The following is a 26,934-nucleotide window of genomic DNA, read 5'->3' on the forward strand; positions in this document are numbered from 1 at the left end:
CATCTCCGTTAGGAGCTGGTTGCTTTTTCACCCTCAAAAATATGAAAGACCACAAAGAGCGCCTGATTGTTAATCCTGCCCTCTCTGATAGTTTTTTCCCAAAATAATTGAAGATGAAAAAGATTCTAATCCTATTATATAGCCTTTTGTTCCTCGTGACGGGTATAACACGAGCACAATATGTCTATTTCAACATACCGGATACGGTATGTATGTCTACTAATAATAGTACTTCGGATCAGGCCAAGTTTGTTAGTATGAATGCCGTACTCTCAAGTAACCAGAATGGTAAGGCAAGCTGGCAGATCACAACGCCCAATGGTACAGATGCAGATTACACCATTCTGTATTCTGATGTCAACTCTACCGTAAAGGCAACCCAGCTGTCAAATACGCAAGCCCTGACCATCCAGTTCCTTGTTCCCGGTGCCTACACATTTGTAGTTACCATGAAAAGAACAGGTGGTCAATCTGATATCGTCCGGACCAAAAAAGTCGTGGCGGTAGACTGTACTATCCAGACATGTAGCGGCGGTAATGCCGTCATGCCTGGTTTCTCGGAGAACTTCGGTGTGCTGCCCAGCAACGCTACCCGAATGGCTTACTCTCCTTCTTCGGCCATTACCTATATTTATCAGTCAAAAGATCCCCTGAACGATAACTATTATGCGATATCCAATACCACCCGCCTCAGGGATGAGTGGGTGGACGCTGCCGACCATAGTGGTCTTAACCGCGGTGGTATGCTCGTTGCCAACTCAGATTATACACCAAGTATCTTCTTCCAAAAAGAAGTGAATGGCCTCTGTCGCGGATCTGTTTACAATTTCAGCGCATGGCTCCTCAACACGGACTCCTCCGTTGTACTAAACAGCAATTGCGTAAGCGACTATAAATATGCCGGGGTCACCTTCCAGGTACTCAATAAGGCAAATCCCAGCCAGATACTCGCAGAGTTTAAAACCTATGCAGTATCTATGAATATCAGTAAGACGCAATGGCAAAGGTATGGTGGTTCATTCACTGTACCTTCCGGCGTTACAGACGTAATTGTTAGGATCAAGAATAACTTCCCTGGTGGTTGTGGCAATGATATTGCGGTCGATGATATCGAATTCCAGTATTGTAGCCCGGTCATCACCGCAAAGATTGAAGGCCAGGCCAATAACCTGAAAGAGGTTTTGTGTGAGGGCGCCCCTACCATTATCACCTCATCCTATACGCCTAGTACCTACTTCACTAACCCGGAGTACCAGTGGGAAATGTCTGACGACGGCGGTATTACATGGTTCAACGTACCTTATGGTACTGCAAACAAGGATACCCTCGTTATTGCCGAAGGCGAACTGACCGCTACCAAAAATGTAGCGGCAGATTATTTTTTCCGTGTAAGGATCTACGAGAGTGGCAGCTCCGCCCAAACATGTGCGGCTCCATCTTCCGCTGTGAAAATCACAATTCTCCCAATGCCAACCCTCTACCTGACAAAGAGCCAGGTGTGTGATGGTGCAATTGTGGAACTGCAGGCCTCAGGAGGTTTCCAGTACTTTAACTGGGATGACCTGCCAGATTCTATCCATGTAGCCAAACGCCAGATCCAGGTCCTGTCCGATACCACCATCAAAGTATATGGACATATCTATTACGGTATCGGCGACGTGAAAGAATGCGTGGACTCAAACAGTGCCACTATCCTCCATGATGATAAACCAATTGTAGAAATCTCAGGTACACCAAGCTCCATCTGCGTAGGGAATAATATTACCTTCTCTGTGAACGATGCATTGAACGTGGATTCTACAAAAGGCCATATATACTGGTATAAAGGAACAGATTCCACCGGTACATACCTGATTGATGGGGAAGATAAGACCTCGCTAACCTATACCACCCAGACGATAGCAGATACCTTATTTACTGTCGTCGTCAAAGTCGGTAGCTGTATTGTACAATCTGCACCATTTAAGGTGAACCTCACCGAGGTGCCGGTACCAACGCCTGGTAAACATCTGATCCAGTGCGTGGAAACCGGAACCGGCAGATTCCAGTTTGGTCGTACAAATCCTACAGGAATAACGGGTACATGGAGTATCATCGGCGTGGAAGGACCTGCCATAACGGACCCGCTTAACGTCGATTTTGCCGACTATGTGAGCATGGGTAACCCTAATAATGGGAACTACGCTTTTGAAATATATCACCCCGGTACGACCGTTTATCTCCAGTGGAGAGCGCAGGCAAAGGCAAATGCCAATTGCGTGGGTTATGCCTATGATACCATGACACTCGTAGCTGGTGCTACCATAGCTTCAGCCGGCAATGATACTACCCAGTGTGGCACTCAGAACGTATTCCAGATGAATGCCAATCAGCCTAACATTGATGGTACCGGTATCTTCGCTGAAAACGGTGCCTGGACTATCATATCCGGTAACCCTGCCAATGTGGCCATCGCTGATACCTCTGCATACAATACCACGGTAACGATCACCCCGATCGGTACTCCACGGGATGTTGTGCTGCAATGGGCTATCTCCAATACCATCGGTTGTGCTACCTCTTATGATACCGTGATCCTCCATTATGCGGCAGTACCAACTGTAACACTGGTGCCGGTCACTATCTGTAACACTTCCACCTCCTTCTCACTGGATACAACTGCTACCACAGGTAATCCAACATATTACAGCATCGCTGCTGCCGGCACCAACGCAATGCCCGGCTTCAGCGCAGTTGCTGAAACACCTATTACTACATGGCCAATCCCTGTGACCGTTCCAGCCGGTGTTGCAGCAGGTACTTATGACTTCCTGCTGACCGTAAGAAACGACAACGGTGGTTGTACCAATACGATTCCGTTCTCCGTGAAGGTAGAATCTCCTACCGTTGATCCAACAGGCGTAACCGTTGGTTCTCCGAATATTTGTACTACAGGTACTACCACCCTGACAGTTACAGGTGGTACCCTGGGTAAAAACCCGGATGGCACCGACGCTGCACAATGGGTATGGTACGCCGGCGGTTGTGGTACCGGTACTCCAATAGGTACAGGCCCTACCATCACTGTCACCGTTTCTGCTACCACTACTTTCTATGTAAGAGCAGAAGGTACCGGTTTGTGTGCATTCTCTAACTGTGCAAGTGGTACGGTTACTGTTTACACCGCTCCTGCTGCTTCCAATGCAGGCCCTGATCAGACGCATTGTAACGATTCCTTATTCACGATGGCTGCCAACGCAGCTACTGTGGGCGCAGGTAAATGGTCTGTTATCAGCGGTACCGTTACGATCCCGGCAGCTGATTCTGCTAATCCAACTGCTAATTTCCTGGTATTGGCTGGTGACTCAGCTACCCTGGCATGGACCATTACTAATGGTGTATGTATCACGAGTGACCAGGTAGTTTTGAAAAACTACAAACAACCAGTTAAAGCGGATGCAGGTCCTGATTCTATTAAGAATTGTAACACCACTGCTTTCGTAATGTCTGCTACGGCAGCATCTCCAGCTACTGCAACCGGTACATGGTCTGCATGGTCCGGAAGCAAAGCGGTGATCAACCCTGCAGATCTTCACGTGCCTAACGCCAGGGTGACACTGCCGGTTGGTGATACTGCTACCCTGATCTGGACAGTTGTCAACGGAACCTGCTCTTCTGTAGACTCCGTAAAACTGTTCAACTACGCACCACCTACTACTGCTGATGCGGGTGTAGATACCATTAAGCATTGTATGGACCCATCCTTCACCATGGCGGCAAATACACCCACCATCGGTATTGGTAAATGGTCTGTGAAAAGCGGTAGCGCTGCCATCGCTCCTGCGGATAGCAGCAAGGTAAATGCAGTTATCACTGTTCCAAACGGTTCTTCTGCCGTGCTGACATGGACCGTTACTAACGGTACCTGTACCTCTTCAGACGATATCGTTTTAATAAATTACCAGAGCCCTGTTCCTGCTAATGCAGGCCTGGATTCAATCGTACAATGTAATAATCCGGTATTCACCATGGCGGCTACCGCTGCCTCTCCTGCCACCGCAGTGGGTAAATGGTCTCTGTATCCAGGTAGCAAAGCAAACATCAGTCCTGCTGACACTGCCAAGATCAATGCAGTCATCAACCTCCCTGCCGGCGACACTGCTACAGCCTTCTGGACTGTAACAAATGGCGTATGCTGGAGCCGTGATTCCATCTTCCTGAGAAACTACCAGGCACCGGCCAAGCCGAATGTCGGAGCTGACCAGGTACATTGTAATGACTCTATCTTCAATATCACCATCACTGCACCAGCGATTGGTGCCGGTAGCTGGACACTGTCCAAAGCGACCTCCCACATCGTCACTTCAACCACTACTTCCATAACGATCCAGGTTCCGGCTGGCGACAGCGTTCTGGCCATCTATAAAGTAGTAAATGGTACCTGTGATGCAGCTGATACCGTGAAACTGTTAAATAACATGAAGCCGGCAGATGCTGATGCAGGTCCTGACCAGCACCAGTGTAACAACCCAAGCTTCTCCCTGGTGGCTAATACGCCAAATGTACCAGGTGCCAGCGGTTTATGGAGCAAGCCAACAGGTTCTACAGCCAACTTTACAGGCAGCCCCAATTCTGCCACCACGACTGTAAGCATCCCTGTGGGTGATAGCAGTATGCTGTTCTGGACAATTACGAACGGTACCTGTGTGGACACTGATACGATGTGGATTGTCAACAACAATCCTCCGGCAGCAGCCAACGCAGGCCCTGATACAATTAAACATTGTAACACCGCAGCATTCGCGATGACTGCGAATGCGCCATCTGTAGCCGGTGCTACCGGTACATGGACCGTGGTGTCTCCAGCTAGTTATACCATCGCAGTTGCTGATGAACATAACCCGACCGCTACTTTCAATGTAACTGCCGGCAACACAGTAGAACTGAGATGGACTATCACAAACCTGGGATGTACCTCTGCTGACAACATTGTACTGATCAACTATATACAGCCAACTGCTACTTCTGCAGGTTCTAACCAGACACATTGTAACGATAGCATCTTTACCGTGACCGGTTCAGCACCAATTGCAGGGGCTATCGGAACCTGGTATATCCGAAGCAACAATGCAAGTTTTGTAGGTATCCCATCAGGCAATACTGCAACCGTAAAAGTACCAGCCGGTCAGACCGCAACATTACGCTGGGTAATCACCAACGGTATCTGCGCTGACTCCAGCACAGTTACGCTGCTGAATAACATGCAACCGGTAGCAGCAGATGCTGGTCCTGATTCTATTAAGAATTGTAACACCACTGCTTTCATAATGTCTGCTACGGCAGCATCTCCAGCTACTGCAACCGGTACATGGTCTGCATGGTCCGGAAGCAAAGCGGTGATCAATCCTGCAGATCTCAACGTGCCTAACGCCAGGGTGACACTGCCGGTTGGTGATACAGCTACCCTGATCTGGACAGTTGTCAACGGAACCTGCTCTTCTGTAGACTCCGTAAAACTGTTCAACTACGCACCGCCTACTACTGCTGATGCGGGTGTAGATACCATTAAGCATTGTATGGACCCATCCTTCACCATGGCGGCAAATACACCCACCATCGGTATTGGTAAATGGTCTGTGAAAAGCGGTAGCGCTGCCATCGCTACTACCGATAGCAGCAAGGTAAATGCAGTTATCACTGTTCCAAACGGTTCTTCTGCCGTGCTGACATGGACCGTTACTAACGGCACCTGTACCTCTTCAGACGATATCGTTTTAATAAATTACCAGAGCCCTGTTCCTGCTAATGCAGGCCTGGATTCAATCGTACAATGTAATAATCCGGTATTCACCATGGCGGCTACCGCTGCCTCTCCTGCCGCCGCAGTGGGTAAATGGTCTCTGTATCCAGGTAGCAAAGCAAACATCAGTCCTGCTGACACTGCCAAGATCAATGCAGTCATCAACCTCCCTGCCGGCGACACTGCTACAGCCTTCTGGACTGTAACAAATGGCGTATGCTGGAGCCGTGATTCCATCTTCCTGAGAAACTACCAGGCACCGGCCAAGCCGAATGTCGGAGCTGACCAGGTACATTGTAATGACTCTATCTTCAATATCACCATCACTGCACCAGCGATTGGTGCCGGTAGCTGGACACTGTCCAAAGCGACCTCCCACATCGTCACTTCAACCACTACTTCCATAACGATCCAGGTTCCGGCTGGCGACAGCGTTCTGGCCATCTATAAAGTAGTAAATGGTACCTGTGATGCAGCTGATACCGTGAAACTGTTAAATAACATGAAGCCGGCAGATGCTGATGCAGGTCCTGACCAGCACCAGTGTAACAACCCAAGCTTCAACCTGGTGGCTAATACGCCAAATGTACCAGGTGCCAGCGGTCTATGGAGCAAGCCAATAGGTTCTACAGCCAACTTTACAGCCAGCCCCAATTCTGCCACCACTACTATAAGCATCCCTGTGGGTGATAGCAGTATGCTGTTCTGGACAATTACGAACGGTACCTGTGTGGACACTGATACGATGTGGATTGTCAACAACAATCCTCCGGCAGCAGCCAACGCAGGCCCTGATACAATTAAGCATTGTAACACCGCAGCATTCGCGATGACTGCGAATGCGCCATCTGTAGCCGGTGCTACCGGTACATGGACCGTGGTGTCTCCAGCTACTTATACCATCGCAGCTGCTGATGAACATAACCCGACCGCTACTTTCAATGTAACTGCCGGCAACACAGTAGAACTGAGATGGACTATCACAAACCTGGGATGTACCTCTGCTGACAATATTGTGCTGATCAATTACGAACAGCCAACTGCCGTAGGTGCCGGTGCTGACCAGACTAAATGTGCGGGTACAGCCTTTGTAACGAATGCGACTGCAGCAAACGTGGCGGGTGCCATCGGTACATGGCGTGTAGCCAGCGGTACCGCGGTAATCACCGCCGGTGAAGAACACCTCACAAATGCACATGTAACTATTCCAAACGGCCAATCTGCTGTATTACATTGGGTAGTTACAAATGGTATATGTGCGGATTCTGCTGCAGTAACCCTTACTAACCTGCTCACTCCAAGTGCGGCAGCCATCCCGCAGGATTCAATCAAGCATTGTAATGACAGTGCCTTCGTTATGTCTGCTAACGCACCGGATGTATTAGGTGCTACCGGTACCTGGTCATTCAAGGGTACAGCTTTACCAAGCAATCCAAACGATCCAAATGCAACCATCTTCGTTTCTGCAGGTGATAGTGTATGGGCTTACTGGACTATCTCTAATGGTACCTGTCCTACTACTGACAGCATCAAACTGGTGAACTACATGGCACCAACTGCCGCCGCGTTACCAGCTGATATGCACCAGTGTATGACGACGACCTTCCCTGTTACTGCAAATGCACCGGATGTTCCGGGTGCCGTCGGTACATGGGCCGTTATAAAAGGTAGCGCCAGCTTTAATCCTGCTGACCTGCACCTCACCAGCACTACCTTCACAGTAGCCAACGGCGACAGTGCATATATTACATGGACGATTACTAATAACCTGTGTAGCAGCGTAGATACAATTAAGTTATACAACTACCAGCAACCTGTTCAGGCTGATGCCGGTCCGGCTCAGATCCAACAGTGTAACACAAGTGCCTTTACCATGCAGGCAACAGCAGCATCTCCTGCTACCGCTGTAGGTAAATGGTCACTGTACCCTGGTAGTAAAGCCAACAACCTCAACCTGGCGGATTCTACCAATCCAAATGCAGTATTCACACTGCCTGCCGGAGATTCTGCCACCGCTATCTGGACCGTCACAAACGGTGTCTGCTCTTCTGCTGACGTCGTACTGTTGATGAACAGTGCTATGCCAGATCAGGCAAATGCCGGTGTCGATTCCATCCGTCAGTGTAGCACCACCACTTTCACCATGGCTGCTAATACGCCAACGGTAACTGGTGCTACCGGTAAATGGACACTCTCCAATACCCGCTCTAACATGGCCCCTGCTGATACCAGCAATCCTGCTGCTGTCATCACAGTGCCTGTAGGCGATAGCGTGATCGCTACCTGGACCATTACAAACGGTGCTTGTGCTACTACGGATAAGATCAAACTGGTGAACTATGCGCAGCCTACCACTGCCAACGCAGGTCCTGACCAACGCAAGTGTGCAACAACCACATTTACAATGGCAGCCAACACACCTGCTATCGGTACCGGTGTATGGACACTCTCCACTGCCCGCGCAAACATCGCCAATATTGATCTGAATAAACCAAATGCAGTCATCACAGTACCTGTAGGCGACAGCGTGATCGCTACCTGGACCATCACAAACGGCGTATGTACGACCAGCGACGATGTGAAACTGGTAAACGACGCAATGCCAACTACAGCAAATGCGGGTCCTGTCCAGACACATTGTAGCGACAGTGCCTTCATCATGGCAGCTAATATACCAACCGTCGGTACAGGTGCATGGTCTTTCTACACTGGTACTAAAGCAACGATCGCAGGTACGGATATTAACATTCCAACTGCGAAGATCTTTGTACCAGCCGGCGATACCGCCACTGCCATCTGGACAATCACGAATAACTCCTGTACAACCAGCAGCACTGTCTTCCTGAAGAATGACAAGATGCCGGAAGCTGCAAATGCAGGTCCTGACCAGACACATTGTAACGACAGCGCCTTCATCATGGCTGCCACACCAGGCGCCATCACCGGTTCTGTAGGTACATGGGCTGTCCTCAGCGGTACTGCTACATTCGCAGTAACTGATAAAAACAATCCGAATGCAAAGATGATCGTATTGGCAGGTACTTCTGCTACCCTGCAATGGACCCTCAGCAATGGTACATGTACCGGTACTCCGGACCTTGTAACACTGACCAACCTGGGCCCTGTGTTAGGTAATACCATCTCTGCCGATCAGACACTCTGCGCATCTCAAACACCAGCAGCCCTCACCGGCACGCTTACACTGGGTGGCGGTAACGGTACCTTCACCTACCAGTGGCAGATGAGCACTACCAGTGCCAGCGCCGGATTTGCTAACGTGACTACAGGTACAGGTGGCACCGCTGCTACTTATACCCCCGCAGCACTGACAGCAGATACCGTATGGTTCAGAAGAATTGTAACTTCCGGATCCTGCTTAAATGCAACCAGCAATGTGGTGAAACTGAGAAGAATCACGACAAACCCTGTCGTAGTTTCCGTTCCGGCTTCCCTGACCACAAACTGCGTAGCTGGTAAAGATTATACAACTATGTTCGGTACACCGGTATTCAGTCACCAGCCATTCAGCAATGAAGCGCTGACAGTTACCTACACCGATAATACACAAACACCTGATGCTTGTCACACCATCATCAGCCGTACATGGACAGCGACTGACCGTTGTGGTCTCACCACCACCGCTCAGCAAACCATCACGGTAGTTGATACCACTGCACCTAAGTTCACCACTGCCGCTCCGGCAAACGTGACCGCAAGTTGTGACAATGTACCAGCTGCTGTAACCCTGACCGCTACCGATGATTGCGACGGTACCCGTCCAATCATACCGATTGAAACCCGCGTAGATATCCCGGGTCAGTGTTCAAGCAATTATTTCCTGATCCGTAAATGGGTAGCTGTTGATAAATGTGGTAATGTAAGCGACACCCTGAGACAGACCGTAACGGTGAAAGACACCACGGGCCCTGTTTTCAACGGTACTGCCCCGGCCAACGTAACTGTTGATTGTGACAAAGTACCTCCTGCAGTTACACTGACCGCCAATGATAACTGTACACCTGGTACCATCATTGCAAAGATGGTAGATACCAGGCAGACCATCTCCGGCGCTAAGTGTAGCAATACTTACCAGCTCACCCGTACCTGGACTGCTACCGACAATTGTGGTAACAGCACCATCCTGAAACAGATCATCACAGTAATAGACACCACCCGCCCTGTATTCAATACGATCCCGGTGGCCGATACTACTGTAAACTGTGACGGCGTACCAGGTCTCCCGACCATCACCGCTACAGACAATTGTACTGCCAGCGTAAGCGTAAAAGTATCCCAGACGAAAGTGTTCCTGAGCACAACCTGCTCTAACAACTACCGCCTGACACGTACATGGACCGCGACCGATGATTGTGGAAACGTGGCTACCATGAAACAGGTAATCACTGTACAGGATACAACAAGACCTGCATTCATCATCGCTCCTCCTGCAGATACCACCGTAAGTTGTAGCGCTGTACCAACACCGCCTGTCAACATCAAGGTGACTGACAACTGTAGTGCAACCAGCAATGTGAAAGTGACCTATTCCCAGACCCGTCAGTCTATCACTGGGTCTTGCGCAAGCAACTACCAGCTGATCAGGGTTTGGACCGCGAAAGATGAGTGTGGAAATACAAACACTGTTCGCCAGGTAATCACCGTAGTAGATACTACCAAACCAGTGATCGATCCGGCTCCGGCTGCTGTCACCGTCACCTGTGGTGGTACGATCCCTGCGGCTGCTACCCTGTACGCAACTGATAACTGCGATGGCAACTTCCCTAAGAGAGCAACCATGACCACCGATCCATATACTGTGGATGCCTGTAACGGTTACACCATCACCAGAAGATGGAACGTAACTGATGCATGTGGAAATGCTGCGATCGAAAGAGTTCAGCTCATTACTGTAGTCGCTTGTCCTAAACCAGCACTGGATACAGCACTGCCAATGAACTGTTCTGACAATACGAAGTTTGCACTGCAGCTGAAAACGAAAGTCAGCAAACCAACCTTCACACTGCAGAGCGTATATCCTGCAGGTACGGTAACCGCACCAAAAACGCAGACCAGCAATGTGTTCGACCTGAATGGTGCTACACAGGCTACCTTCATCGTAACTGATGGGGTAACCGGTTGCGTATCTGATCCGGTAACTTACAACCTGCGATATGTTACCAAGCCAACTGTAAACCTGGGTAATGATGTGGCTATCTGCGAAGGTAGTACCGTCACCCTCGATGCAGGTGCCGCCAATGCGAGTGCCGGTTATACCATCAAATGGAGCACAGGTGCAGCGACCCAGCAGATCAACGTATCTACAGCGGGTACATACACTGCAACCGTCACCAACAATGGTTGTTCCGCAACCGACACGGTGAAAGTAACTGTGAACCAGCCACCAGTGATTACCCTGAAAGATGCAACCATCTGTAGCGGCGATTCAGTTAAACTGAACGCTTACGTACAGGGCGCTTCTTACTCATGGAACACCGGTGATACCAAAGCATCTATCACAGTAGGTACCGCAGGTACTTATACAGTAGATGTAACACTGAAAGGTTGTACCGTCACCACACAGTCTACCGTAACAGTTTCTACACCGCCAAACATTACCCTCACGCCGGATACAGCAATCTGTGCTGGTGAGACCGTAATGCTGCAGGTAGAACCGGACGGCGGTACTGTAAGATGGTTAGACGGATCACTCACCAACTCCATCGTTGTAGCTAAAACCGGTGATTACTGGGTAACTGTAACGAAGGGAGCCTGCGTTGTAAATGATACCGTAAGAGTGACCAACAAAGGAAACATCAATTTTGACCTGGGACCAAACAAGGACATCTGTACTGGTGGCCTGGTAGTACTGGATGCAACAAATCCTGATGTGACCTCTTACCTCTGGAATGATGGTACTACCGATCCGATCAAGGAAGTAAGTTCACCAGGTACTTACATCGTAAAAGTACTTGACAGGTTCTGTAACACCCTGATTACAGACAGCGTGAAAGTAACAGTGGCTGGTATCGGAAATATTTCCCTGGGTAATGATACCACCATCTGTATCGGTCAGACCCTGACCCTGAATCCAAATGCCGGCAGCGGCAACAGCATCAGGTGGCAGGATGGCGCTACTACGCCAACGTATGTAGTGACCACGACCGGGTACTATACTGTCACTGTTTACAATAATTGCGGTACAGTAAGCGATGATATCACTGTAACTTATAAAGCTTGTGAGGGTAAACCTAATTTCCCGAATGCGTTCACACCGAATGGCGACGGACATAATGATACCTTCAAACCAATAGTAACCGGAACGATGTATGACTACGACCTGCGTATCTACAACCGTTGGGGTGAACAGATCTTCCTGAGTAAAGATTCCAAGACCGGATGGGATGGACGATACCAGGGAACACTGGTGGATGTCGGCACTTATGTGTGGATGTTGAGCTATAAGAAATTACTGGGTGGACCGGTAAATGTGGTGAAAGGCGAAGTGACCGTCATTAGATAAGAGAAGTGTAAAGTAGAAATAAAATAGGCTTTAAAGCGTCCCGGGATACCCACCGGGGCGCTTTTTTTTGGGTACTAACAGCTTACAAAAAAAAGCCCCGGCAGCATGCTGCCGGGGCTTTTCATAAAATTTATCACTGAAGATTAATAAAGTAATCTTGCCTTAATCGTATTCTTTACATCACGCAGCAACAAAAACGCTTCTTTAGATAACTCGCTATCCACGTCCAGCACTACATAACCCACCGCATCATTCGTCTTCAGGTACTGACCCAGGATGTTGATCTTATTCTTGGAAAGCACAGTATTGATTTCAGACAATACCCCCGGCACGTTCTGATGGATATGCAGGATACGGTGTGCATGATCTACCTCCGGTACGCTCATGGCCGGAATAGTATGAGAGCCGAAGCTGGCACCCTTTTCCAGGTAGTTCAGCATCTTGGTGCTCACGTCCAGGCCGATATTATGCTGAGCTTCTTCCGTACTACCACCAATGTGCGGCGTGAGGATAACGTTACTCAGTTTCTGCAGCGGCGTTGTGAAAGCAGCCCCATTCTTTTCAGGTTCTACGGGGAATACGTCGATCGCAGCACCACTCAGGCGTTTTTCCACCAGCGCATCGCGCAGCGCTTCCAGGTCTACCACCTCACCACGTGCGTAGTTGAGGAAGATCGCTCCGGGCTTCGCATGGCTAAGCACCTCAGCTGTAATCATATTATTGGTCGTTTTGGTAGACGGTACGTGCAGTGAGATGATATCTGACTGTGCAAACAGGTCTTCCAGGGAGCGGATCTGTACCGCATTACCCAGTGGCAGTTTAGTTTCCACATCATAGTACAGTACGTTCATACCCATGGACTCAGCAAGTACACTCACCTGGCTGCCGATATTACCATAGCCTACTATACCCAGGCTTTTGCCTCTCAGTTCAAAGCTGCCTTTCGCTTCCTTCATCCAGGTGCCTTCATGCGCAGCGGTATTTTTGTCCGGAATACGACGGATGAGCATAATGGACAAACCAATTACCAGCTCTGCCACAGACCGGGTATTGGAATACGGCGCATTGAATACTGCTACCCCAAACTCACGGGCACTCTTCAGGTCTACCTGGTTCGTACCTATACAAAAACAACCGATGGCCTGCAGTTTATGAGCAGCCTCCAGTACCTTGCGTGTTACCTGCGTCTTGGAGCGGATGCCCAGCAGATGTACATCTTTTACCTCACGAATCAGATCTTCTTCGCTCAGCGCTCCCGATAACCTTTTTACATTGGCATAACCAGCGGATGTAAACTGTGCCGCAGCTGCATCGCTGATGTTTTCCAACAATAAAATATTGATCTTCTCCTTCGGATAACTAGTCAACTTTTGCTGATCCATGATTCTATTTTATATGTTACCAACTGCAAAACAATTGGCTTAATGTTTGTTATTACCGCAAACAAAGCACAAACCTAAAAGATGTTGCGCAAAAATCAAATAGTTGCTATGTCAAATTTGAATTCGTCAAATTTTAGCCCGTTTTTGGGCGGTTTTTTGCCATTTTAGGGGTATAAATCTTAAAATACCTTTAAAATGACCAATTTGCCATTGAATTTTTTGCCCAACTTAGCTTTAGGTCCTAATTTTAACGCTTTTACAGGTCGTGTTATGGCTTAATACATTAAATTTCCTTTAATATGGGGCTTGTGCGCAAGGCTCATTTCTATAAAAGTAAAGCTATAACACTTCCCATTTTCGTAATTTTTGTCACAGATCGACTCTTAACAGCAGAATGAAAGCAGCTTTTATTGCACTAACTATCTCCGGGTTTACCTTATACGCTGTTACCGCTTGTCAAAGTAATGCGGCGTATAATAAGGATAGAAAATCGAGAACAAAGGATACTACGCAGATTGAGATTACTGATGAGGCGAAAGCTGCTGTACTCAATTCCCCCCGCACCAAAGCGCAGCAAGCGGAATTAGAAGCATTTTATAATACAGGTTTATTACGCGCCGGTTTCAATGGCTCCATGATTGTGGCCAAAAAAGGGGTCATCATCTTCGAAAAATACCATGGGCTGGAGAATTTCAGGACCAGGAACTCCCTCATCGGGGATAACTCCTCCTTCCAGCTGGCTTCGGTTTCCAAGACATTTACCGGGATGGGCACCCTCTACCTGGCCGAAAAGCAGCAACTGAGCCTGGAAGATACCCTCCAGAAGTTCTTCCCCACTTTTCCTTACAAGGGAATTACTGTCCGAATGCTGCTCTCCCACCGGAGCGGCCTGCCGAACTACCTGTACTTTTGCGACAGCATCTGGCCGGCCAAAGATAAATACATGACCAATGAGGATGTGATCCGGCTGATGGAAAAGCATAAACCAAAGATCCAGCACATGCCAGGCACACATTTCCAGTATTGTAATACCAATTTCATGTTGCTGGCCTCTATCATCGAAAAGGTGTCAGGACAGAAATATGCAGATTTCCTGCAAAAGACCTTCTTCGAACCACTGGGGATGAACAATACCTTTGTATATGATCCATCTACACCGGCAAGGGCGCACCAGACAGTCAGCCATAAATACAATGGGCAGTTAGAACCGGATACGAATTTCGACGGTGTGGTAGGTGATAAAGGAATTTATAGTACCGCGCAGGATATGCTGAAATGGGACCAGGGATTGTATAGCGGTAAACTGTTCTCTCCCGAATGGCTGAAACAAGCCTATACCCCTTATAGTCATGAGAAACCAGGGATCAGGAATTATGGACTGGGATGGAGATTGATGGTGTACCCGGATAGTAGCGAGATCGTTTATCACAATGGCTGGTGGCACGGGAACAACACGGTGTTTTACCGGATAGTAAAAGATACCTCTACCATCATCATTTTGGGTAACAAGTACAATAGAAATATCTACCACGCAGTGAAACCGGTAGCGGCCATCTTAGGTGCCGGTGACGGTGAAACTGAAGGTGAAGAATAATAAACCGGTTATTTGCCAACACGGCATAAAAAAAGCGCAGACTTTTAGGCCTGCGCTTTTTTTATATAAAACATATTTTATTCCTCCCCATGCTTCCTGTTCGGCAACACATTCTCCCTCCTCCACACAATCACCCCTGTAAAATCATGCTTCCTCACCGCACAATCCGGCATCCGGCAATAATGACAACAAGACGGCAAACAAGGATCTAAGTGTATAAAAAACTCCACCTCCGCCGAGGTAAACGAATCATTCACCAGCTTCTCTATCGCCTTCAATTCCTCATGAGCATCGACCAGTAATAGATAATACGGCAGGGTCAGATGACAATCTATATGATAATTATTCCCATACTGCTGCACCCGCATATTATGCACATCAATCCATTCCTGCCTCCTGTGTTCCTGTAAAATAGCAATCACCTTATCCACCACCTGCATATCCGTTTCATCCATCAACCCGGAAATGGATTGCCGTAACAAACGATACCCCTGTCTCAGGATAAGCGTTCCCATCAGCGCAGACGCCACTGGATCTCCCCAGGCCCATCCCGTAATATGGATGATAAACAGCGCCACAATCAACCCGCCGCTACTATACACATCCGTCATGATATGAGATCCATTCCCGGCTATCGTCAGCGAATTCAGTTTCTTCCCCTCCCGCAAAAGATAAAGCCCCAGCACCAGGTTGCCAGCCGCAGTACCGCCAATGATCCAGAGACCCTTGTCAATACTCTCCAGTGTAGTAGGAATAAAGAAAAACTGAACTGCCTTAAAGAGGATCAGGCAACCGGCAATGAAAATCATGGCTCCCTCAAAACCGATGGAAAAGAATTCCACTTTCCCATGCCCATAAGGGTGGTTCTCGTCTTTGGGCTTGCCGGTCAGGTAAATACTGTAGCAGGCAAAGGCACCAGCTACCACGTTAATAATAGATTCGAGGGCGTCAGATAATATCGCCACTGAGTGTGTCATGAACCACGCAAGGAACTTAGTTCCTGTAAGCACAAAGCTTACAACCAGCGATATCATTATGACACGTAATTCTTTTCTCTGCAAAACACAATTAATTGATCCACAAAGAAAGGAAATTTTGCGTAAGTTTAGTGATAGAGAATGTTAGTAAAAGGTAACCAAACAAAACTGTAGCAAATTTATTGGAGCAAAATGGTCGTTTTATTAGAATGCAATCAGCTGAACTTTACTTTTTAGCAACATCTCTACAGCAACTGAAATTAACAACCAAAATGTAACCGTAGTAATAATTCTGTAGCAATATACCCCCAACCAAAATCGTAATAATGATGAATTTCAACCCAAAATTCGCATGGCTATGCCTGCTCCTGTGCAGCATATGCATGCATCCTGTGCAAGCATTCCAACAACCCGCTGATATAGTCATTACCGGGGTCGTCAGGTTACTCGACAAGAATGGACAACCTGTTACAGCACCCGGTGTCAGCGTTATAGAAAAAGGCACAATTAATGGTACCATGACCAACGATCAGGGTGCCTACAAACTAAAAGTAAAACCCGGAGCCACCATCATGTTCTCCATGGTTGGTTACAAATCCGTCACCCGCGCCGCCCAGGCACTGATCAATGTAACGCTGGAACCAGATGTCAGCAAACTGGGCGAGGTGGTAGTCACCGGTTACCAGACCATCGACCGCAAACTCTTTACTGGTGCCGCTACCAATGTGAAGGCTTCCGACATTAAGCGCGATGGTATCGCCGATGTAAGCCGTATGCTCGAAGGCCAGGTGGCCGGGGTAAGCGTACAAAACGTATCCGGTACCTTTGGTGCCGCTCCCAAGATCCGTATCCGCGGTGCGACCAGTATCACAGGGGATAATAAACCACTGTGGGTAGTAGATGGTGTGGTGCTCGAAGACGTGATCAACGTAAGCAATGAACAACTTTCTACCGGCAACCCCTCTACCCTGCTGGGTTCCTCTGTAGCAGGGCTGAATTCAGATGACATCGAAAGTTTCCAGATCCTCAAAGATGCCGCCGCTACCGCCCTCTATGGTGCCAGGGCCATGAACGGCGTAGTCGTGATCACCACCAAAAAAGGTCGTGTAGGCAAGCCGGTAGTTTCCTATACAGGTAATTTCTCCACCTACCTGAAACCCACATACGATCAGTTTGACATTATGAACTCTGCAAACCAGATGTCCGTATACACTGAACTGGAACGCAAAGGTTGGCTCAACCACTCCGATGCTACCCGGGCAGAAAACGGCGGCGTCTACACCAAGATGTACAACCTGATCGACACCTACGATGAAACCAAAGGTCAGTTCGGCTTGCCCAATACCCCGGAAGCCCGCAAGGCATTCCTGCAAAGGTATGCCGGTGCCAATACCGACTGGTTCAAAACCCTCTTCAAAAACTCCTTCATGCAGGAGCACTCCGTAAGCATCTCCTCCGGTACAGATCGTTCACAGCTCTATGTGTCTACCAGCTTCCTCCAGGATGGCGGATGGACCCCCGCTGATAAACTGAAGCGCTTTACGGGCAATGTCAGGGCTAACTATGAATTCAACGATAAAGTCTCTTTCGGCTTCATCACCCAGGGCGTGATCCGCGACCAGCGGGTACCAGGGAGCCTGAACCGGAACAGTAATCCCGTGAGCGGACAGTTTGACCGTGACTTCGACATCAATCCCTACAGCTATGCCCTGAACACCAGCCGCACACTCACGGCCTACGATCAGCAGGGTCACCTGGAATACTTTACCCGCAACTTCGCCCCTTTCAATATCCTCAACGAAATGTCGAATAACTACATCGATGTAAGTCAGCTGGATCTGAAACTACAGGGCGAGTTTTCCTATAAGATCCTGCCGAACCTGAAATATACTTTCCTCGGCAATATCCGCTATGTAAAAAGCAGCCAGGAACATAAGGTAAAAGAGAACTCAAACATGCCCATGGCCTACCGCGCCGCCGGTGACGCTACCATCAGGGACCGCAACCGCTTCTTATACAAAGATCCCGATAACCCGGATGCAGAAGCGATCGTAGTACTCCCCTATGGCGGTATCTATTCTACCGACGATGACTACCTCGTGAGCTATTACTACCGGAACACCCTGGAATGGAAACAAACCTGGAACAATACGCATACCCTGAACCTCCTCGGCTCACAGGAATTGCGCTACGCTAACCGGCAGAACAAACAATTCGATGGCTACGGTTACCAGTTCGACAAAGGTGGTGTGCCTTACATCGATCCTAACATCATCAAGCAGAATGTAGAGAACAATTTCAACTACTACAAGATGTCGATGAACTATGACCGCTACCTGGCCTACCTCGCAAATGCCGCTTATTCCTACAAAGGGAAATACAATTTCAACGCAAGTATGCGCTATGACGGTTCCAACCTCCTGGGGGAATCCAGAACCGCCCGCTGGCTGCCCACCTGGAACGTCAGTGGCTCCTGGAACCTGGATACGGAAGACTTCATGCAGTCGCTAAATAATATCAACCGGCTCACCCTGAGAGCTACCTATGGTCTGACAGGTAGTATGGGCAATGCGCGCAACTCAAGTGTCGTCCTGCAAAATAGAAGTACGAACAGGCCTTATCTGTCAGAAGTAGAATCAGTAATTTATATCCAGAGCTTAGAGAACTCACAGCTCACCTGGGAAAAACAATATGAAACAAATGTGGGCGTAGACTTAGGCATGTTCCAGGACAGGCTGACCCTGACCCTGGATGGCTACATCCGCCAGGGATTTGACCTCATCGGCCCTATCCGTACCTCCGGTATTGGTGGTGAAGAAATCAAGATTGCCAACTACGGCGACATGCATTCCAAAGGGGTAGAAGCTACCGCCGCCTATAAGGTCGTGAATGACAAAGACTGGGGCTGGCGTACCCAACTCACCCTGGGCTTCAATAAAGGAAAGATCACCCGCCTGGAAAATAACCCCATCATCTGGGACCTGGTGGTAGCGGAAGGTGGCGCCACACAAGGCCACCCGGTAAGAGGGCTGTACTCCATTCCATTTGCAGGACTGAATCCTAAAGATGGTAGCCCCTTATTCATCAATGAAGACGGAGACAAGAGCAACAATGTATACCTGCAAAGTGATAAGGTGCAAAACCTGCACTACGATGGCCCCGTAGATCCTACCCTTACAGGTGGATGGTATAATACACTTCACTATAAAGCCTTCTCTGTTGCTGCCCTGGTCACTTACAGCACCGGTAACAAGATCCGCCTGAACCCGGGTTTCAAACAACAATACACAGATCTCGATGCCAGTTCCAATGACTTCATCAACAGGTGGACCTTGCCGGGTGATGAATCCCGTACGGATGTACCCAGCATCCTGGACAAATACGGTGAATCCAAACTGGATGGTGTATATCCTTATAATAATTATAACTATTCCTCCGTACGCGTGGCAGATGGCAGTTTTGTACGCCTGAAACAGGTATCGCTGACCTATGGCTTCAAACCAAAAGGGTTCAATAACCTGTCTGTAAGCCTGGTAGCCAATAACCTCTGGCTCATATATTCTGACAAACGACTGAACGGACAGGATCCTGAATTCTTCAACGCAGGTGGGGTGGCATTGCCTATCCCCCGTCAGTTCACCCTTTCTGTAAAGGCCAGTCTGTAACCCTCTAAAACACGCATTCATGAAAAAGCATCATATCTTATTCCTCCTATTATTAGCCGGCGGCGGCTGTAAAAAATACCTGGAGCAGGCACCGGATCAGCGCACACAACTTAACAGTGTGGAGAAAGTGGCAGAACTGCTGGGTACCGCATATCCGCAGGCAGACTATGCTACCTTCACCGAAGCCGCATCTGACAATGCTGCGGACAAGGGTACCGGTGGCACGGTATCGCTGGAGATCAATACCAACCCCTATTATTTCAGGGATGTCATCGACAAGACAGAAGGCTCTCCTACCTACTACTGGAACAATTGCTACAAAGCCATCGCCGCCTGCAACCAGGCATTACAGGCCATTGAAAAAGCAGAGAACCCTGCTGATTACAGCGCTCAAAAAGGAGAAGCACTCGTAGCCAGGGCCTACGCACATTTCATGCTGGTAACCCTCTTCAGTAAAGTGTATGATTCCACTACTGCCGCACAGGATCCGGGTATCCCTTACGTAACCGATCCTGAGAATGTAGTGATCAAAAAATACGAGCGCAAAACGGTAGCTTATGTATACGAGCAGATCGAAAAAGATCTCACTACCGGCCTGCCGCTGATTAAAAATACCAGTTACAAAGTGCCCAAATATCACTTCACCACATCGGCGGCAAATGCTTTTGCCACACGGTTCTACCTGTTCAAAAAGAATTACCAGAAAGTACTCGCTTACGCGGCCAATGTATTTCCCGGCGGGAACATCAAAAGCAACCTGCGTCAATGGGTGACCGTGTACCAGAACCTCACCGCTGCCGAAGCACTGGCCTTGTATACGAATGCCTCAGAGCCGGCTAATCTCCTGCTGGTAGAAGCCCCCTCCATCTGGGCGCGTAACCTGGCGCAATATCGTTACGGCCTGCAAACAGCCCTCGTCTACAACATCTATAGATATACCAATGTAACAGGCGCTACCTGGGTACAACCACTTTACTACATTGGTGATAATACTGACAACTGGGAGATCCTGAAATTCAGGGAACACTTTGTCCGCTCCAGCGCCAATGCAGATATCGGCGTGCCTTACACCATCTTCCCGCTCTTCTCAGCAGAAGAGGTCCTGTTCAACAGGGCTGAAGCGAATATCTATCTTGGTAATTACGATGCGGCTAAGCAGGACCTGAACGACTACGCCAGCATGCGCATAGATGGTTATACCACCAGTAACCAGATCACGAATACAAAACTGGCCGATTACTACGGTACTACCAATGTAAGGACAGGCCTGATCTATACACTGCTTGATTTTAAACAGGCAGAGTTCATGCAGGAAGGCATGCGCTGGTTCGACATCCTGCGCTATCACATTCCGGTGACACACAGTGGCGAAACCCTGAGTGGCAATGACCCGCGCAGACTGTTTCAGTTACCACAGGAGGTAAAGCTCTCCGGTCTTGAACAAAATCCCCGTTAACCACTCAAAAAAAAGAAAATGAAATACTTACCGATATTATTGATCATGTTGCTGATGGCTTGTTCCAGGAAAGAAACCCTGGATACAGACCTGCCCGGCCTGGGTGGCGAAACCTGGCATAAAGGCCCCCTTGATTTCTGGCTGGATACCAATTTCGTGAACCCATATAATTTAGAGGTGAAATACCGCTTTGATCGCTACGAACTGTCACTGAATAAAGACCTGGTGCCTATAGCTGAATCACAGGTAAAACCAGTGATGACCACCATCGCGCAGACATGGGTACAACCCTACATCAACGAAGCCGGCGCTACCTTCTTTAAGAAGTATTGCCAGAAACAGTTTGTGCTGGTAGGCAGCCCGCAATACAATACCAATAACACCATCACACTGGGTACTGCAGAAGGCGGCCGCAAAGTAGTGCTCTTTGACCTGAACGCATTCAGCCTGAATAACAAAGCCGGCGTGCGCGAAATGCTGCATACCATTCACCACGAGTTTGCACACATCCTGCATCAGACCATCATGTACCCCGTAGAATTCAAAACAATATCAACCGGGTATACCGGCAGCTGGAATGATTATTCCCTGGGGGAAGCACTGGCCAGGGGCTTTGTGACCCAGTATGCGCGTAGTGCACCGGATGAGGACTTTGTGGAAATGGTATCGACCATGCTCGTAGAAGGGAAAGATGGTTTCGATGCCATTGTAGGCAGCGCACCGGATGCCGGGGCCGCCAAATTGCGACAGAAAGAGGAAGTCGTAGTACGCTACTTCAAAGAGAACTGGCAGATAGACTTCTATAGTTTGCAGACACGGGTACAAACCGCTATTGATAACCTTTAACACTGCGCCACATGCGTACACATATATTATATCTATTGCTGCTTGCATGCCTGCTGGGCTGCCGCAAGGAACAAACGAAATCTATCTTTGGCGAAACGCCGGACCAGCGACTGGCAAAGGCATTGGCCGATTATAAATCAAGACTGACCGGTGCTGAATATGGATGGAAAACAGCCGTATTCCCCGCTGCCGGCGGAGGCTATAGTTTCTACTTTACATTCGATACCGCTGGCAGGGTCAATATGTACGGAGATGTAACCTGGGATGCTGCCCACACGCCACAGAACAGCACTTACCGCCTGAAAGCCATGCAGCGCCCCTCCCTATTATTTGATACCTACTCTTACCTGCACCTGCTGGCAGATCCCGATCCGAATGTATACGGCGGCGTGACTGGCCAGGGCTATTCGGTAGACTTCGAATATTCCATTGATAGTGTGGCAAATGATACCATCAAACTAACCGGGATTACTTACAGCACTAAAATGATCCTGGTGAAAGCCACAAAGGCGGAGCATGATGCCTATACCACCGGACAGTTCGGCCAACAGCTGACAGATATTGAAAACAACCTTGCCGATTTCCCCTGGCAGTATTTACAATTTGCAGATGGGAAGAAACTGCAGGTAAGTATCAATACGGTGGCTAAAAACTTTACCCTGATTTACCTGGATGATGCAGGGAAAGTGCAACTCATCTCTACCCCATATTACTATACAACCGATGGCCTGTACCTGCAAACACCCATTACGTATGGTACTTACACCTTCAATGAAGCGTTCTGGGATGCTGATAACCAGGTCTTTTATATAAAGGTGAATGGAAGCCGGATGGATGTGCAGGTAGCAGATAATTCAATCATACCTATGCACTTGTTGCTCGGGGTGAGCTTTTCTTCGATCGTAGTGCCACCACAAGCAATTCCCGGGTGGTCCACTGATTTTACAAATATGTGGAAGTCGATCGCGGCATCGCTGAAGACAGGGAACTACCGACTGACACTTTATTATACTTACTTCACTTTCGATCCGGGGCAGCAGGTGCTGAAACTTGATGTGTACATCATTCAGAATAATAATCTCTACATGGCAGAGTATCCATATACTTATACTAAAACGGCCGCAGGGGTATTCGATTTTACTGCGCAAGCCTACCAGGGGAATGCGGCATTGATTGCCACGGATCTGGCACCTTTAAGGAGCCATTTGCAAAATGATCATTTTACAATGGACTTTTTTGCAGGAACGCTTGGGCAGTTGAAAAGTGTAGAGGATCAGGGATTTTATTTCACCGGATACCTGGAATAGAAAGTAGGAATTCTTCAACGGAAATAAGCCTGTTTTGAGAATAGAAAAGTTCAGGAAGGAGGAATTCTTCAACGGAAATAACACTGTTTTTCAGAGCAAAAAGTTCATAAAAGAAAGATTTCTTCAACGGAAATGAAAACTGTTTTGAGAATGAAAAGTTCATGAAAGGAGGAATCCTTCAACGGAAATAACACTGTTTTCAGAATAAAAAGTTCATGAAAGGAGGAATTCTTCAACGGAAAATGAAACCTGTTTTCAGAGCAAAAAGTTCATAAAAGAAAGATTTCTTCAACGAAAAGAAGCCCTGCTTTCAGCGCAAAAGGGTGTCTCAAAAGTATACCAAAAAATTCGGGAACCGCATCATGTAAACCTTAACCCGGATCAAGTATACTGCCGAGACACCCTTTCTATTTTGGTAAATACACTGTAAACCTCGCCCCTTTCCCCAATTCCCCTTCCGCCAGGATCATCCCATGATGATTCTCTACAATCTTCTTACACAACGCCAAACCAATTCCCGTACCCGCATACGCCTTCTTTTCGTTCAGTCGCTGGAAGATGGTAAAAATGCGATCAGAAAACTGCTGTTCAAACCCAATCCCATTATCCTGGAAAACCAGTTTAATGTAACGTTGATCACCCGCCAGTACCTCCGGTACCTCATTTACATCCACCGCACTGATTTGAATCAAAGGATCTTTCTCACAGAACTTCAGGGAATTTCCAATCAGGTTGGTAAACAACTGCTGCAATTGTAAGGGAATACCCCTTACCACCGGCAAACCAAGCCCCTGCACCATTGCCCCCTTCTGCTCAATGAGGAGTTCAAAATCAGTGAGCGTATTTTTTAGCACCGCCTGCAGATCCGTATCAACAAACCGTGCATCCGGGTCTGACAAACGGGAATAGTCCAGCACATCTTTAATCAAATTGGTCATACGAGCCGCAGAAGACTGGATCTTCTCAAAATAATGGTTCGCCTGGGTTCCATTGCCCGGCATACTTTTCTGCAATAATTCCGAGAAGGTTCTAATTTTCCTCAGGGGTTCCTGCAGGTCATGGCTGGCGATATACGCAAATTGTTCTAATTCATTATTTTTCCGCAGCAGTTCCGCCGTACGCTCATCGACTTTTTGTTCCAGCTCCTGGGCACTTTGCTGCAATATTTCCACAGCATGTCGGTGCAGGCGTGTGATGCGGATCTGTACACGTACCCTGGCTAACAATTCCTTCGCTGAGAAAGGTTTGACCAGGTAATCATCCGCCCCCACATCATACCCTGCTATCCTGGCATCCTCACCCGCCCTTGCCGAAAGCAGGATAACGGGAATGGCAGATGTCTGCGCATCGCCTTTCAAATGATGTAACAGGCTAACCCCATCCATTTCGGGCATCATCACATCACTGATCACGAGTTCTGGCAACTGCCTGCTGATCCGCTCCAGGGCCAGTTTTCCATTCGCTGCAGTATCTACAATATAGTAAGGTTGCAATAAACGCTGCAGGTAATCCCGCATATCCGCATTGTCATCCACAATCAGCACCAGGGGCTTATCGCCATCCACGAGTATTTCATGCTGCACCGCTGCTGTTTCCACCTGGTGAGCCGCCTCCTGGGCAAAGGTTTCGGGCAACAGGGAAAAGTAATCATTATCCTCCTGCATCGACACCTGGCCCGCAGGCAGGTGATCAGTGCCTAATGGAATACTTACAATGAAGGTACTGCCCTGCCCCGGCTCACTTTCCACCCCGATACTGCCTTCGTGCAATAGCACCAGTTCTTTGACTAATGAAAGTCCGATGCCCGTACCTTCGTAACTCCGGCCGCCACTTTGCCTTACCCGGTGAAAGCGTTCAAACATATGGGGCAGTTCCTCCGCAGGAATACCAATACCCGTATCTCTCACCCGCAGTACGGCCTTACCATCATCCTCCCGCAATGACACCGAAATCGTACCCTTCAGGGTATATTTAAATGCATTTGAAAGCAGGTTTAAAACGATCTTCTCCCACATATCCCGGTCTATATAGACCGTATCCTGGAATGGTTGGCAGTCTACCTCCAGTTGCATCCCGGCATGCTCGATCGCTGAGCGGAAGCTGCCCGCCAGGTCGATAGTGACATTCGCCAGGTCTACGGGGAAGAATTGCGCCTGTGCTTTTTTAGCCTCGATCCGGCTAAAGTCAAGGAGTGTATTTACGAGCTTCAGGAGGCGGTTCGCGTTCCTTTGCATCGTTTCAAGGTCGGCCCATTGTTTCGTCGAAAACGCCGATTTGTCTCCGCCCAGCAATTCTTCCAAAGGTCCGAGCATTAGGGTGAGTGGGGTGCGGAACTCATGACTGATGTTATTGAAGAAAGCCGTTTTGGCCCGGTCGATTTCGACGAGGGAGTCGGCTCTTTTACGGGCATCTTCGTAGGCGTATACATTCGACAGACTGCTTCCCAACTGGTCGGCAATGAGCTGAAAAAAGCTGTTATACTTTTCGTCGAGCTGCCGGTGCGGGTTCAGTCCCACGATCAGCAGGGCGCTCACTTTCGATTGCCCGGCATGGATGGGAATCACCAGCGCATGGTCTGGCGAGCGAGCCCAGGCACCTGAAGGTAAATCTCCAAAGCCATCTATGAGGTTACTGATAACCAGGGTTTTATTAAAATAGATTGCTTCCGGCAACTTCCAGTAATCAGCGACGGCGGAATCCAGTTTGATCCTTCCTGGCAGCACATTTTCGTGCGTTGAACCTACCTGGCTGGCGGTACCGGTTTCTGTATTTAGCTGGTAAATGCAGGCAAAGGGGAAGTCGTGTGGATTCTGTTTGAAGATATTGATGGTATGGTCAAAGACGATCATATCGGAGCTGGTGTCAGCCATGCTCTTCCCTAAATCTCTTAAAGTGCGTAATTGTCTTTCGCCGGTGATCCGTAGGGTATCGTCGGTATTGGCACAAATAATCCCGTTGGTGCCACCGTAATCGCCTGGAATGGGGCTATATGAAAAGGTATAATAGGTCTCTTCGGGGTAGCCGTTGCGTTCCATGATCAGGAGCAGGGCTTCGTCGTAAGTACCGATATTTTCTTCCATGCAGACCCTGGCCCGGGGCGCTACGGCATCCCAGATTTCCTTCCATACTTCGGCAGCAGGAACGCCTAATCCCTGGGGATGTTTACCTCCCAGGATGGATCTGTAGGGATCGTTGTACAGGTTGATCAGCTCCGGCCCCCACCAAACAAACATAGGTTGGCTGGAGGTGAGGATGATACGTACGCAGGTCTTCAAACTTTGTGGCCATGTTTCGTAATGACCTAATGGGGTAGATGCCCAGTCATGGGAGCGGATCAACGCGCCCATTTCCCCACCGCCGGTGAGAAATTCAGGCACAACAGTATTTGTCAATTCCATATAATGCTGA

At 48.6% G+C, this 26,934-nt stretch carries 9 protein-coding genes; 6 read left to right on the plus strand and 3 right to left on the minus strand.

The features are described from left to right. The first annotated feature begins 113 nt into the window (after nt 1-113). Nucleotides 114-12,299, plus strand: a complete 12,186-nt coding sequence (locus U0033_RS03475; protein WP_322518528.1) for a T9SS type B sorting domain-containing protein — start codon at nt 114-116, stop codon at nt 12,297-12,299. 143 nt (nt 12,300-12,442) lie between these two features. Here U0033_RS03475 and serA read toward each other — a convergent pair whose 3' ends face one another. Beyond that, nucleotides 12,443-13,681 carry a phosphoglycerate dehydrogenase gene (serA, locus tag U0033_RS03480; RefSeq protein WP_072357583.1) on the minus strand — a complete coding sequence of 413 codons (1,239 nt, stop codon included), beginning with the start codon at nt 13,679-13,681 and terminating at the stop codon, nt 12,443-12,445. 394 nt (nt 13,682-14,075) lie between these two features. Between serA and U0033_RS03485 the strand changes: the two genes are divergently transcribed. Further along, entirely contained in the window at nt 14,076-15,275 is a 1,200-nt protein-coding gene (locus U0033_RS03485; protein WP_072357582.1) for a serine hydrolase domain-containing protein, read from the plus strand. Nucleotides 15,276-15,352: 77 nt separating this feature from the next. Here U0033_RS03485 and U0033_RS03490 read toward each other — a convergent pair whose 3' ends face one another. Beyond that, complete coding sequence (locus U0033_RS03490; protein WP_072357581.1) at nt 15,353-16,309, minus strand: cation diffusion facilitator family transporter; 957 nt, start codon at nt 16,307-16,309, stop codon at nt 15,353-15,355. A gap of 269 nt (nt 16,310-16,578) precedes the next feature. Between U0033_RS03490 and U0033_RS03495 the strand changes: the two genes are divergently transcribed. The 4 genes from U0033_RS03495 to U0033_RS03510 are packed head-to-tail and all read left to right on the plus strand — an operon-like array spanning nt 16,579 to nt 23,526. Further along, nucleotides 16,579-19,917 (plus strand): SusC/RagA family TonB-linked outer membrane protein, encoded by a 3,339-nt coding sequence (locus tag U0033_RS03495; protein WP_072357580.1) that lies wholly within the window; start codon nt 16,579-16,581, stop codon nt 19,915-19,917. A gap of 19 nt (nt 19,918-19,936) precedes the next feature. Continuing rightward, entirely contained in the window at nt 19,937-21,373 is a 1,437-nt protein-coding gene (locus U0033_RS03500) for a RagB/SusD family nutrient uptake outer membrane protein (RefSeq protein ID WP_072357579.1), read from the plus strand. Nucleotides 21,374-21,391: 18 nt separating this feature from the next. Continuing rightward, the gene (locus tag U0033_RS03505; protein WP_072357578.1) at nt 21,392-22,219 is read left to right on the plus strand and encodes a zinc-binding metallopeptidase; all 828 of its coding nucleotides are present in this window, start codon (nt 21,392-21,394) and stop codon (nt 22,217-22,219) included. A gap of 11 nt (nt 22,220-22,230) precedes the next feature. Then, the gene (locus U0033_RS03510; RefSeq protein WP_072357577.1) at nt 22,231-23,526 is read left to right on the plus strand and encodes a DUF4302 domain-containing protein; all 1,296 of its coding nucleotides are present in this window, start codon (nt 22,231-22,233) and stop codon (nt 23,524-23,526) included. A gap of 407 nt (nt 23,527-23,933) precedes the next feature. Here U0033_RS03510 and U0033_RS03515 read toward each other — a convergent pair whose 3' ends face one another. Further along, nucleotides 23,934-26,924, minus strand: a complete 2,991-nt coding sequence (locus tag U0033_RS03515; protein WP_072357576.1) for an ATP-binding protein — start codon at nt 26,922-26,924, stop codon at nt 23,934-23,936. Nucleotides 26,925-26,934: the final 10 nt, after the last annotated feature.

It is taken from the genome of Chitinophaga sancti, from assembly GCF_034424315.1.
Taxonomy (GTDB): domain Bacteria; phylum Bacteroidota; class Bacteroidia; order Chitinophagales; family Chitinophagaceae; genus Chitinophaga; species Chitinophaga sancti.